This window comes from Pseudoxanthomonas sp. 3HH-4 (assembly GCF_006716465.1).
Taxonomy (GTDB): Bacteria; Pseudomonadota; Gammaproteobacteria; order Xanthomonadales; family Xanthomonadaceae; genus Pseudoxanthomonas_A.
In genome coordinates this window covers 451,883-464,480 of the sequence record NZ_VFPB01000004.1, presented here as the reverse complement: position 1 = coordinate 464,480, position 12,598 = coordinate 451,883, and the positions used below count along the sequence as shown (strand labels likewise).

The 12,598-nt window shown below is 66.4% G+C and carries 12 protein-coding genes; 3 read left to right on the top strand and 9 right to left on the bottom strand.

Annotated features, from left to right (window positions below; translation table 11 throughout):
• The first annotated feature begins 23 nt into the window (after positions 1–23).
• Positions 24–398, top strand: a complete 375-nt coding sequence (locus FB548_RS14315) for a DUF4345 domain-containing protein (protein ID WP_142125443.1) — start codon at positions 24–26, stop codon at positions 396–398.
• 10 nt (positions 399–408) lie between these two features.
• On the opposite strand, the gene FB548_RS14310 is transcribed toward FB548_RS14315, so the two are convergent.
• The 9 genes from FB548_RS14310 to FB548_RS14265 all read right to left on the bottom strand — a co-directional run bounded on the left by FB548_RS14310 (position 409) and on the right by FB548_RS14265 (position 10,438).
• Complete coding sequence (locus FB548_RS14310) at positions 409–1,923, bottom strand: transporter (protein ID WP_255470566.1); 1,515 nt, start codon at positions 1,921–1,923, stop codon at positions 409–411.
• A 53-nt stretch (positions 1,924–1,976) separates the two neighbouring features.
• Positions 1,977–2,480, bottom strand: coding sequence for a hypothetical protein (locus FB548_RS14300; protein WP_142125442.1), 504 nt, complete (start codon positions 2,478–2,480; stop codon positions 1,977–1,979).
• A 1-nt stretch (position 2,481) separates the two neighbouring features.
• On the bottom strand, positions 2,482–3,186 hold the full coding sequence (locus tag FB548_RS14295) for a C39 family peptidase (protein ID WP_142125441.1): 705 nt from the start codon (positions 3,184–3,186) through the stop codon (positions 2,482–2,484).
• Complete coding sequence (locus tag FB548_RS19025; RefSeq protein WP_255470565.1) at positions 3,183–3,680, bottom strand: hypothetical protein; 498 nt, start codon at positions 3,678–3,680, stop codon at positions 3,183–3,185. Before FB548_RS19025 ends, FB548_RS14295 begins: the two co-directional genes overlap by 4 nt.
• A 41-nt stretch (positions 3,681–3,721) precedes the next feature.
• Positions 3,722–5,248 (bottom strand): hypothetical protein, encoded by a 1,527-nt coding sequence (locus FB548_RS14285; RefSeq protein ID WP_221625967.1) that lies wholly within the window; start codon positions 5,246–5,248, stop codon positions 3,722–3,724.
• A 202-nt stretch (positions 5,249–5,450) separates the two neighbouring features.
• Positions 5,451–5,864, bottom strand: a complete 414-nt coding sequence (gene crcB / locus FB548_RS14280) for a fluoride efflux transporter CrcB (protein WP_142125440.1) — start codon at positions 5,862–5,864, stop codon at positions 5,451–5,453.
• Positions 5,865–5,886: 22 nt separating this feature from the next.
• Positions 5,887–7,254 (bottom strand): replication-associated recombination protein A, encoded by a 1,368-nt coding sequence (locus FB548_RS14275; RefSeq protein WP_142125439.1) that lies wholly within the window; start codon positions 7,252–7,254, stop codon positions 5,887–5,889.
• Between the two features lie 47 nt (positions 7,255–7,301).
• Positions 7,302–7,925 (bottom strand): outer membrane lipoprotein chaperone LolA, encoded by a 624-nt coding sequence (lolA, locus tag FB548_RS14270; RefSeq protein WP_142125438.1) that lies wholly within the window; start codon positions 7,923–7,925, stop codon positions 7,302–7,304.
• A 149-nt stretch (positions 7,926–8,074) separates the two neighbouring features.
• Positions 8,075–10,438 (bottom strand): DNA translocase FtsK, encoded by a 2,364-nt coding sequence (locus FB548_RS14265; protein ID WP_142125437.1) that lies wholly within the window; start codon positions 10,436–10,438, stop codon positions 8,075–8,077.
• Between the two features lie 288 nt (positions 10,439–10,726).
• Between FB548_RS14265 and trxB the strand changes: the two genes are divergently transcribed.
• Both trxB and FB548_RS14255 read left to right on the top strand, forming a co-directional pair.
• Positions 10,727–11,680, top strand: a complete 954-nt coding sequence (gene trxB / locus FB548_RS14260; protein WP_142125436.1) for a thioredoxin-disulfide reductase — start codon at positions 10,727–10,729, stop codon at positions 11,678–11,680.
• A gap of 24 nt (positions 11,681–11,704) precedes the next feature.
• Complete coding sequence (locus FB548_RS14255; protein ID WP_142125435.1) at positions 11,705–12,592, top strand: metallophosphoesterase; 888 nt, start codon at positions 11,705–11,707, stop codon at positions 12,590–12,592.
• The last annotated feature ends 6 nt before the right edge of the window (positions 12,593–12,598 follow it).

The following is a 12,598-nucleotide window of genomic DNA, read 5'->3' as shown; positions in this document are numbered from 1 at the left end:
GTTCCACTTCCCGGAGATGCGCGATGACGTCGGCCTATCTGTACCTCAATGCGGTGGCCTACCTGTTGCTCGCAGGCTGGTGCACGCTGGCGCCGGCGCGCACCGCCGCGGCGGTAGGGTATGCCTCGCTCACCCGATCCGGGCAGACGGAGTACCTGACGATCTACGGCGGCCTGCAGTTGGGCCTGGCGTTCCTGTTCGCGTGGTTCGCCTGGACGCAGCAGACGCGCACGGGGCTGGTGCTGGCGATTGCGCTGTACTTGCCCATCGTGCTGTACCGCAGCGTCGCGCTGCTGCGCTGGTGGCCGGTGGAAACCACCACCCTTGCGCTGGCGGTGACCGAGTGGCTGATGCTGGCGGCGGCCGTGTGGCTGTGGTGGCAGGGCCGCGCCGGCTGACGCGGGGTGATCAGAAGTTGATCGGCAAGCGCGCCGTGAAGGTCACGTCCGGCGTGTCACGGGTGACGCCCACGCCCAGCGCTACGTTCAGCGACATACGGTCGCTGAAGCGGTAGGTCCCGCCCAGCAGCAGGGTCCCCAGTGTCGTGCGTACTGCACCGGCGACCTCTTCCCCATCCTGCTCGGTCTTGTCGACGATGCTCTGGTCGTAGCCGATGCTGATGGCCGCCTTTTCGTTTAGCGCCAGGCCCATGCCGAGGTTGAAGCCAAGGATGTCGCCGGCCTTGATATCACCCAGGAATTCGGTCTGCCCGCCCAGCACGCGACGTGATACGTCACTTCGCTTGAAATTGTGCAGGTAGCTGAGGCTGCCGAAGAACACGACAGGATCCGAAGGGTACAGCCAGGTCACGCCGGGCTGCAGCGAATTGAAACCGCTGCCGGTGGGCAGGTCGAGCGGCAGGCCGGTACCGGTGGTATTGGCTACGCAGCGCGTCACGCAGTCGGTGACGACCTCGAACAGGTCGCGGCCCGTGCGGCTCTTGTAGCGCAGCCATGCGATGTAGAACGGTTTGTCGGCGGCGCCCCGGTTGAGCTGGTAGCGGCCGGTGAGTTCCACATCGCCCATCCCGCTGCCGCGCGCATTGAACACACGGTCCTGGGCGGAGCCCGTGAAGATTTCGCGGCTGACCGTATCGCTATGGATATAGACGTAGGGCAGTTTTGCTTCGACTTCCATGCGTCGGCTGAGGCCGTAGCGCCCGGTGAGCGTGGCGACAGCGGTGGTGGTTTTCACCTGCCGCACATCGATCAGACCGATCAGGATGGCGGGAATGATGGTGTAGCCCACCAGCGCGACACGGTCGTTGGCCGAGTAGCCGTACTGCAGCGACGGCTCCAGTACCATCTTGCCCTTCGGTGTCAGCACACCGGGCTGATCGAATATCTGCGCGACCTCGGGCGGCCGCGAATCGCTTTCCGGTGCCCGTCCTACGCGTTGCGGCGCCTGCGTTTCTGCCTGCTGCGCCTGTTGGTTTGCAGGCGGTGAAGTGCCCTGTGCGGAGCCGGACTGCGCGACCTGCGTGCCTGTGTGCGCGCCGTCGGTACCCGACGGCAGCTGCGGGGATGCCTGCGGTGTCGGACCGGTCACGATGTAGGTCTGCGCCGGCGGAGGGGAATCGCGGAAGGTCGGCGCCTGGTTCAGCGCAGGCACGATCACCGGTGCGGGCGCGCCACGGGCACGCGCATTGGCGAGGATTTCTTCGTTGAGCGCATTCTGCAGATTGAAGATCTGTTGCTCCTGCGCCTGCATGGCATCACGCATGGCCTGCAGCCGCTGTGTCTGCTCATTGAGTTGGCGCTGCAACGTATCCAAACGCGCATCGGCCGTGATCTCATAAGGCTGCGCCGGCACCGGCGGCGGCACCGGCATCACCGACTCCTGTGCCCGCGCCTGCCCCGCATGCACCCCCAGGCTGACTGCAAGTGCCAGCGGCGCAACTTCTATCAGTGACGTCCCTTTCATGCTGTTCCCCTTGTCTTGTGCGTGGGCGCGGTGATCCCGGTCCTGCGTCGATGTCATGGGTTGCCGGGTGCGCGGATCAACGCGTCCGTGAGCGCGCCGTTCGCATTGAGGGCCTGGTAGGCCCCGAGCGTGTCGACACCCACGTCGATGCGGGTGACTGTGCGGATATCCTGATCATCCAGCGTGTTCTGGATCACCAGGCCGCCGGCGGTCTGTGTGGGATCGAAGCGATTGCCCTCGCCGATCTGGATCACCAGTCCGCGATTGAAGTCGGCCAGCGCCTGCGCTTGGTCTGGCGTGATGCGCGCCACGTCCGGAACCCGCACGGCGATGCGCGCCGTCAGCTCACCGTTGAGGAAGACCACGCGCTCGATGCCGAACGACAGCATCATGCCCGAGGGCATCTGGAAGCCACCGCGCATCTCTGCGAGGCGCGCGGGATCGACGGGTTGCCATTCCGTGCCCAACTCTCCGCCCTGCCCCCGCGCGCCAACTGGCGCCAGCAGCACGGCCAGCATGACTGTGCCGCGGCAGACGCCCTGCCTGATCCTGTCCATGTCAGATGTCTCCCGAACCGCGCCTGGGCACGGTGACGTTGCGCAGGCCGTCGCGCTGGATTCCCATGTCGAGCGGCGCCGGAGGTGCGGTCTGCCAATCGCGGGCCTGGTTGAAGCGGGCGCGTTCCCGCTGGTTGTGCACGACGAACATCACCCGGTTGTCCCACAACGCCTCGAAGCGCGAGCGCGGCATCGCGCGCGTGCCGCGCGCGGGATCGCCCAGCAGCACGCGACCATTGCGCAGGCCCTTGACGACGACGAAGTGCCGGTAACCGCGATCATTGAGCAGTACGATCGCGGGCACGTTCTCCTGCTGCAGCTTGTCCAGCGGCAGTTCGAAACCATCGGCTTCATACCCTTTTGAGCGCAGGTAGCGGCGCATGTCCAGCAGCGAGAAGCCTTCCTTGCGGATACGCGCCTGGTCGCCGTTGTTGTACATCTGCACGAACACATCCACTTCGCTCACGGCGTGGCCGTACTGGTGCGTCAGCAGCGTCGCCGTCGCCGCGGAGCCGCAGCTGAAGTCGTACTGCTGCGGCAGCGTGGTCTTGAAACGTGCTTCCTTCAGACTGGTCACGCGGACGCTGTAGGCACTGCCCGGCACGCGGACGTCACTGGTCGCCGCCGACGCGCCACCCAGCGCGACCAATGCGCAAGCGAGCGCGGCACATCGCGACCACCGACGCTGCCGGACACGGTGTTTCATTGCGGTCCGCCGGTGAAGTCGATGGTCACGATCATCGCGTTCTGGATCAGCACGTTGCTGCCAGTGTTCTGGATGACGGTATTGATGCCGTTGGCGTTGCCGAACGCGCCGTCAGCGATGCTGTTGGTTCCACTGGTGATGTGGTGCGCCGTGTTGCCATCCACGGAACCGTCCACATCGATGAGGTTCTCGGTCTGGCTGCTGTCGCCACCTCGCAAACCGGACAACCGGTCCACCGCGATCGCGCGTCCCAGTTCGCTGACGGCCACGACCGGCACGTCCGGAACCGATGTCTCGAAAGTGATGGCGGGCGTCCATCCGGCGCGGGCAAAGGCGTTGTCTTCCGCCGCGGCCCCGAACGCGAGAATGAGCAGTCCCCAGGTTGCGATGCGCAACCCGGCCTGTTGGTGCGTGTGCATGGTCAGTCTCCCTTGCCATGCGTCCATCGCGCAGCCGTGGGGCGTCCCGCCGTGAAGCGGGACGCCTGCGTCCACGCGGAGTGCCTGGCCGGCTGGGCCATGACACTGCGGAACGCTTATGGGCCTACGGTCAGGTTGGCTTGAACGGTGATGCCCTGCTGGATCAGCGAGGCCATGCCGCTGTTCTGGGCCGCGACCATGATGCCGGCCGCCGACTGCCCGACGCTCGTCATGTTGTTCGACATGTCGAACGCACCTGCATCGACCGCAACGGAACCGCCTGCGCCGCCGGCACCACCGGTTGCACCGTTGCCGACGCCACCATTGCCGTCACCGCCATTGCCGTCGCCTCCGTTGCCGACGCCACCCGCACCACCGGTCGCACCGACCGCGCCGCTGGCGCCGTTGCCGGCCGTCGCATCGCCATTGCTGGCGGTGGAGGACGCACTACCGTTGCTGGCGTCGCCATTGCTGGCATCGCCACCGTCGCCGCCGTCGCCTGCGGTCGCCGTCAGCGTGCCGCCTGCGCCGCCCATGCCGGAGCCTGCGCCGCCCGTGGCGGTCGCGTCGCCGCCCGTCCCGGAGCCAGCGCCGCCCGTGCCGGAGCCGTCACCGCCGGTACCGGTCGCGTCACCCGACATGCCTGCACCTGCAGTGGCGCTGCTTGCTCCGCCCGTTGCAGTCGCGTCACCTGACGTGCCTGCGCCACCGGTTGCCGTGCCGTCGCCGCTGGTACCGTCGCCTGCGCCACGTTCGCGCACGTTGCCGCTGCCTGCTCCGGCGTCGCCGCCGGAAGCACCCGCGATCGAACCGGTGTCGCCGCTCGCGCTTCCGGCATCGCCGCCGGAGGCGCCCGTGGCACCGCCACCATCGCCGCCCCAGCCGCCGGCGTCACCGCCCCGGCCACGTCCGTTGCCGGCCGTCGCGTTGCCGTCGCCGCCCCAACCATTGCCGTCGCCGCCGTTGGCGCCGCGTGTATCGTTGGCGTTTCCGCCACGACCACCGTTGCCCGCCGTGGCGTCGCCGATGGTCGCGCTGCCATTGGACGAATCGCCCGCCGTCGCGCTGCCGTTGTTCGCGTTTCCGCCGCTACCGCCATCGCCACCGTTGCCGCCATCACCACCGTCGCCACCGTTGCCGGTACCGCCCGCAGCGCTGCCGCCGTAGCCCTTGCCGCCATAGCCCGCGCCACCCTTGCCACCGTCACCGCCGTTCGCATCGCCCCAGTTCTTGGCGACGTTGCCGATGTCGTGCACGGTCACACCCGAAACGGCGCCGATCAGCTTCGTTTCAGCCACGGCCTTGCTGTGGTTGAATGAGTTGGAGAACGTTGAAGTCGCGGTGCTGCCGTTGTTGGCGGCTGTCGAGCCAAAGCCTTCCGCGGTCGCCCTGCCGCGATTGTCGCGGTTGTCGCCGTCGTGAGTGCTGTTGTCGCTGTGGTCGGAATTGTCAGAGTTGTCCGAATTGTCCGAGTTGTCGCTGTTGTCCGTGTTGGTGCTGTTGTTGCTCATGTCCGCGGCGAGGTTGACCAGGATGTCGTCCCCACGTCCGCTCTCGTTGTTGGTCTGTTGCGCGAATGCCTGTCCCGTCGTGCCGAGCGCCAGCAATACCGCCGATGCGATCAGTGTCTTGCGAATGCACATGTTGAGTCTCCTTGTAGTCGCTCCGGGACCCAGGGGAAGCCCCTAAAAAGCGACGCGAGTCACATTTGCACGGCAATCGTTATCCGCATCCGGGCACAAGGTTAAGAATTTGTTCGCACATGCACCGTTCGTCCGCATGCGCGCGGTGCTGTCATGTCCGCGCGCGCGATGTCCGCCCGCCGCTTCGCCGGACGTTGTGCGGCTACCAGGCCTGTGGGCGGATCGCGCCGGCAACGCGCGCACCCAGCCATACGAGCAGCAGTCCCAGCACCAGAGTGACGGCAAGATAGCCCAGCGCGTTGCCCTGCCGGTCAGATCGCGTGAACAACAGGCATTCGACCATCAGGGCCGAATACGTGGTCAAAGCGCCGAGCACGCCGACCATCAGGAACGCGCGCCAGTAGACCGCCGACGGACCGCGCGCTTCCAGCCAGATCGCGAGGAAACCCGCGGCGAACGAACCGATCATGTTCACCGCGAACGTGCCCCACGGGAATCCGCTGCCCAACTGGCGCAGCAGGACGCCGCCAAGCCAGAAGCGCGCCGCCGCACCCACCGCGCCGCCCGCCATCACCAGCGCCAACTGCTGCCACCACATCCAGGCTTGTACCGGCATGCGTCGTGTCCCGTCGAAAGATTCAGTCGTTGCCGCCGGCCGGTTGGCGCGCCTGCCGGCGCGCCTCGCGCAGGCGGTCAAGCTTTTCCTTCAGCTTGATCTCCAACCCGCGCTCGACCGGCACGTAGTAGGTCCGCTCGCCCATGGCATCGGGAAATGCGGTCTGGTCCAAGGCGATGCCACCCTCCGCATCGTGGTCGTACTGGTAACCGGTGCCGTAGCCCAGCGACTTCATCAGCTTGGTCGGCGCGTTGCGCAGATGCATCGGCACGTCCTGAGTGCCGTATTCCCGCACATCGGCCTTGGCTGCATTGAAGGCCATGTATCCGGCGTTCGACTTGGCGGTGCTTGCGAGGTAGATCACCAACTGTGCCAGCGCCAGGTCGCCTTCCGGACTGCCCAAGCGTTCGTAGGTATCCCAGGCATCGATGGCCATCTGCAAGGCGCGTGGATCGGCCAGGCCGATGTCTTCCACCGCCATCCGTGTCATCCGCCGCGCGAGGTACGCAGGATCGCAGCCCCCGTCGAGCATGCGGGCGAGCCAGTACACCGCGCCGTCGGGATTGGAACTGCGCACCGACTTGTGAAGGGCGGAAATCTGGTCGTAGAACTGTTCGCCACCCTTGTCGAAGCGGCGCGTGCGGTCCGCCAGCACCTGCGCCAGCGTATGCGGCGTGATGTGCCCGCCTTCGTCGGCGGCCAGTTCCGCGGCGATCTCCAGCAGGGTCAGCCCGCGACGCACGTCGCCGTCGGCAGCGGTGGCGATCTCGAGCAGCGACTCGCCGTCGACCTGCACCGCCAGCCCGCCAAGCCCGCGTTCCCCATCATCCAGTGCAGCGCGCAGCGCCTGCCGGATGTCTTCGGGCGAAACGGCCTCCATCACGTGCACGCGGCAGCGCGACAACAGCGCGGAGTTCAGTTCGAACGACGGATTCTCGGTGGTCGCGCCGACGAAGATGATCGTGCCGCGCTCGATGTGCGGCAGGAAAGCATCCTGCTGCGCCTTGTTGAAGCGGTGCACCTCGTCCACGAACAGCACGGTGCGGCGACCGCCCGCGAAACGCTGCGCCGCTTCGGCCAGCACCTGGCGCACCTCGGGCAGTCCTGACAGCACCGCGGAGATCGCCTTGAACTCGGCGTCCGCATAACGCGCCAGCAACAGGGACAGCGTCGTCTTGCCACACCCGGGCGGCCCCCACAGGATCATCGAGTGCACATGGCCGGACTCTACCGCGCGACGCAGCGCGCTGCCCGGCGCCAGCAGTCGGCGCTGGCCGACCATCTCATCCAGGCTGCGCGGCCGGATGCGCTCGGCCAACGGCCTCAGCGCATCGGTGTCGGTACTCAGCAGGTCGGCCTGCGCTTCAAGGGGGGTACGTGTCCTGGCCACGCGTCATTGTAACGTCGCGGCCAATCGGAACTCGCCTGATGGAACGGTCAGGGACCCCCGACCACGTCCACGCCCTTTGCGGGTGCGTACTTGAAGGTCCCGGCTGCGAACGCGGGATTGCGCTTCCAGCCGGAGAAGTCGATCTCGGTGCGCTGGCCGACGGCGTCCTTCACTTCCATCTTCACCAGCGTGCCGCCGGTGAAGGCCAGGCGCGCGGTCTGGAAGCTGGCATCGCCCTCGTTCTTCGGCGTGAGGGTCAGCCACTGCAGGCCGCCCTGCCCGGCCGCCTCGGCTACCTTGAATTGCTGGTCGAGCTTGCCGGGGTCGATCAAGGCGGCGAGCGGGCTGTTCTCTTCCTCGATGCCCTGCTCGCGCACGGTGGCCTGCTGCAGATCGGGGTCGTAGACCCACACCTGCTTGCCGTCGGCCACGATCAACTGTTCGTAAGGCTTGTTGTACTCCCAACGGAACAGTCGCGGCGCCGACAGCGCGACGCGCCCATTCGAGGTCTCCTTGAGCTTGCCGCCACCGTCGTAAACCTTCTGCGTGAACTGGCCATCCAGGCCCTTCAGCCCGGTGGTGAAAGTCTTCAGTTCGTCACGCGCGCCGGCGAAGGCGCTGGTGGCAAGCAAGGTGGTGGCGAGGACGGCGTAGCGTGCGGTACGGAGCATGGTGCGTTCCGGGGTGAGGGACGTTGGGCCGGAGTGTGGCCGGGTGAAACTGAACGGGGGGTGGGCACCCGACTGTTGTGGGAGCGACGTCAGTCGTGATCGACCTCCAACGCATCATCGCGACTGACGTCGCTCCCACAGAAGAAGCCTCAGCGCGGCGGAGGCGGTGCGAGAACCTGGCGGTCCCCGTTGTGCTCGGGTGGCGTCACCACGCCGGCCGCCTCCATCGCTTCGATCAGGCGCGCGGCGCGGTTGTAGCCGATCTTCAGGCGGCGCTGCACGCCGGAGATCGACGCACGCCGGCTCTCGGTGACGATCTTGACCGCTTCGTCGTACAGCGGATCGGATTCGTCGCCGCCACCGCCGCCGGATTCCGGCAGACCGGTCGGCCCGACGACGATGCCATCGCCCATGGTCTGGATTTCCTCCAGCACGCCTTCGATGTAGTCGGCGCTGCCACTGGCCTTCAGGTGTTCCACAACGCGGTGCACTTCCTCGTCGCTGACGAAGGCGCCATGGATGCGCTCCGGCATCGCCGTGCCCGGTGGCAGGTACAGCATGTCGCCGTGGCCGAGCAGCGTTTCCGCACCGGACTGATCCAGGATGGTGCGCGAGTCGATCTTCGAGCTGACCTGGAAGGCGATGCGGGTGGGAATATTGGCCTTGATCAGGCCGGTGATGACGTCCACCGAAGGCCGCTGCGTGGCCAGGATCAGGTGGATGCCGGCGGCGCGCGCCTTCTGCGCCAGCCGGGCGATGAGTTCCTCGACCTTCTTGCCGACGATCATCATCATGTCGGCGAATTCGTCGATGAAGATGACGATGAATGGCATCGGTTCCAGCGGGCGCGGTGCCTCGGCCAGGTCCGGGTTGGGCTTGAACAGCGGATCCATCAAGGGCTGGCCCGCGTCCATCGCGTCCTTGACCTTCTTGTTGAAGCCGGCCAGGTTGCGCACGCCGACCGCGCTCATCAGCTTGTAGCGGCGCTCCATCTCCGCCACGCACCAGCGCAGGCCGTTGGCGGCCTCCTTCATGTCGGTGACCACCGGCGCCAGCAGGTGCGGGATGCCCTGGTAGACACTGAGTTCCAGCATCTTCGGGTCGATCATCAGCATGCGCAGGTCTTTCGGCGAGGCCTTGTACAGCAGGCTCAGCACCATGGCGTTGACCGCCACCGACTTGCCCGAGCCGGTGGTGCCGGCGACCAGCAGGTGAGGCATGCGCGCCAGGTCGGCCACGGTGGGGCGACCGGCGATGTCCTTGCCCAGTGCCAGGGTCAGCGGACTGCCGGACTTGTCGTATTCCTTCGAACGCAGCAGTTCGGAGAGGAAGATCATCTCGCGGCTGGTGTTGGGGATCTCCAGGCCGATCACCGACTTGCCCGGGATCACGTCCACCACGCGCACCGACTTCACCGACAGGCCGCGGGCAATGTCCTTGTCCAGCGAGCTGATCTGGCTGACCTTCACGCCGGGCGCCGGCTCCATTTCGAAGCGGGTGATCACGGGACCCGGATAGGCGCCGACCACCTGCACGTCGATGCGGAAGTCCTTGAGCTTGAACTCGATCTGGCGCGACAGGGTTTCCAGGGTTTCTTCCGAATAGCCCTTGGTCTGCGGCTTCGGGTCATCCAGCAAGGACAGCGGCGGCAGGCCGGAGTCGTCGCCACCCGTGCCGTGGAACAGCGGGATCTGCTGCTCGCGCTTGGCGCGTTCGCTTTTCTCGACCACGGCAGGCGCGGGCGGCTCGATCTTCACCGGCTCGCGCTTGGCGCGTGCCACGGCATCGGTCTTGCGGACGACTTCGCGTTCTTCGCGCATCGCCCGGGTCTGCTGCCATTCGTTGGCCTGCTGGCTGCCCCGGCGGAACAGGTCGGGCAGCATCAGCACGTACTTGCCGATGCGCTCCATCACGGCGAACCAGGACAGGCCCGTGGCCAGCGTCACCGAGGTCAGGAACAGCACCAGCAGGAACAGGTTGCCGCCCAGCCCGCCGAACAGTTTCAGCAGCGACTTGCCCACCAGCGTGCCGAGGATGCCGCCGGCGCCATCCGTGAGGGCCTCGGCCGGTACGCCCCGCATGAACAGCAGACCCGTGGCCGAGATGAGGAACGCCACCATGCCGATCAGGCGCAACGCAGGTCCGAGGTCCGCCTGTCCATCACCGTCCGTGTCGAGTCCGAACAGGGCGATCCAGGCGATGGCGCCCAGGATGAAGGGCAGCAGGAACGCCACGTAGCCGAACAGCGACAACAGCAGGGCCGACAGATACGCGCCCGCCAGCCCGCCCATGTTGTGCACCGGTGCGGTGATGCTGCCGGACTGCGACCAGCTCTGGTCCTGCGGCGAAAACGTGAAGAGGCTGGCCAGCAGATACAGCAGCAGCGGTGCGATGGCGATCAGGGCCAGATCACGCCAGAGACGTTGCCTGCGCGGATTCGGAGGCGACGCCTGCTTGCGCGCAGGCGTGTTGCCGCCCTTGGATTTGCCGTTGTCCGGGAGCTGCTTCGCCACCTTTGGACCAGACCTTAGGAAATTTCTGTTAGTGATTGATAGTAAACGAATCATGTCCGCGGCAACAGCCCAGCCATCTCACCGCGACGAACGATTGCCCGACCCCAGACAGCAAAAAACGCCACGTGGCTGCGCAGCGTCTTCATTCGATCCGTCCGGGCTTGCGCATGCACCACCGCATTCCACCCGCGCGCCTTGATTCGCCGGATACGCACCGCCACTCTATGGGCCTGCGGACGATATGCGATAGCGTCGTTGCCAGCCCGAAAACCCCTCACGCGAGTATACATGAGCACTTCCAAGCACTGCCGCCTGTTGATCCTGGGCTCCGGCCCAGCCGGCTGGACCGCTGCCGTCTACGCCGCCCGCGCCAATCTGAAGCCCGTGGTGGTCACCGGTCTGCAGCAGGGCGGTCAGCTGATGACGACCACGGAGGTCGACAACTGGCCCGGCGATACCCACGGCCTGATGGGCCCGGACCTGATGGCGCGCATGCAGGCGCACGCGGAGCGCTTCGAGACCGAAGTGATCTTCGACCACATCCACACCGCCGACCTGTCCAAGCGTCCGTTCAAGCTGATCGGCGACAGCGGCGAATACACCGCCGACGCGCTGATCATCGCCACCGGCGCAACCGCGAAGTACCTGGGCCTGCCGTCGGAAGAAGCCTTCAAGGGCCGCGGCGTGTCCGCCTGCGCGACCTGCGACGGCTTCTTCTACCGCGACCAGGACGTGGCCGTGATCGGCGGCGGCAACACCGCCGTGGAAGAAGCGCTTTACCTGTCCAACATCGCCCGCAAGGTCTATCTGGTGCATCGCCGCGACACCCTGCGCGCCGAGAAGATCATGCAGGACAAGCTGTTCGCCAAGATCCAGGCCGGCAAGATCGAGCCGGTGTGGCACCACACCGTTGATGAGGTACTGGGCAACGATGCCGGCGTCACCGGCATCCGCGTGAAGTCGATGCAGGACGGCAGCACGCGCGACATCGACGTGCATGGCTTCTTCGTCGCCATCGGCCACACACCGAACACCGGCCTGTTCGAAGGCCAGCTGGACATGAGCAACGGCTATCTGAAGATCCGCTCCGGTATCGAGGGCAACGCCACCGCGACGACGATCCCGGGCGTGTTTGCCGCCGGCGACGTGACCGACCAGCACTACCGCCAGGCCATCACCTCGGCAGGCTTCGGCTGCATGGCGGCACTGGATGCGGAGCGCTTCCTGGACAAGGACGGCTGATCCGGGCGACGACCTCTTCCACGGATGGACAAGCTGCTGATCAAGCAATGTCTGTTCTACGGCAGCTGGCTGGTCTGGCCGTTCGTGGCATGGCTGTTGTGGCGGCTGCATGAGCGCAGTGGCCGCTGGCTGATCGTCCTGTTGCTGGCGGGCTGCCTGCTGTTCGCATGGGCCCGCTTCGTCGAGCCGCAGCGCATCCGGGTGCAGGAGACCATACTGACGGGCACCGGCGCGCGGGCCAGGCTGGTATTGGTCATCGACATCCATCTGGGCGTCTACAAAAACAGGGGGTACCTGCAGCGGTTGGTGGATCGGATCAATACCCGGCAGGCCGACGCGGTGGTGATCGCCGGGGATTTCACCTACGAGCCAGATGGCAAGTCGCTGCAGGAGATGTTCGCGCCGCTCGCGGAGCTCCATCTGCCGGTGTATGCGGTGCTCGGCAATCATGACCAGCAGGCCCCGGGCCCCGATATCGATGCAGAGCTCCGCTCCGCTCTGGCAACGCACAAGGTCAACGTGATCGAAGGCGAAACCGTCACCGTGCGCGGATTCCGTCTTGCCGGACTGGGCGACCGCTGGGCGAACAAGGACGATCCCGGCTTCCTGTCCGCCCTGCCCTCGACCTCCCCCACCCTGGTGCTGACCCACAATCCCGACAGCGCGATCGACCTCGATCCGGCCCAGGCGGCGCTGGTGCTTGCCGGCCATACGCATGGTGGGCAGATCCGCATTCCGTGGCTCTACAAACGCGTGATTCCCAGCCAGTACGGCTTCGATCGCGGCGAGCAGTTCCTGCGCACGCCCCATGGCCGCGTGCGCGTGTATACCACCGTCGGTACCGGCGAGATCGGCCTGCCGATGCGCTTGTTCAATCCTCCGACCATCGACGTGCTGGACCTGCGTCCGTAGCATCGC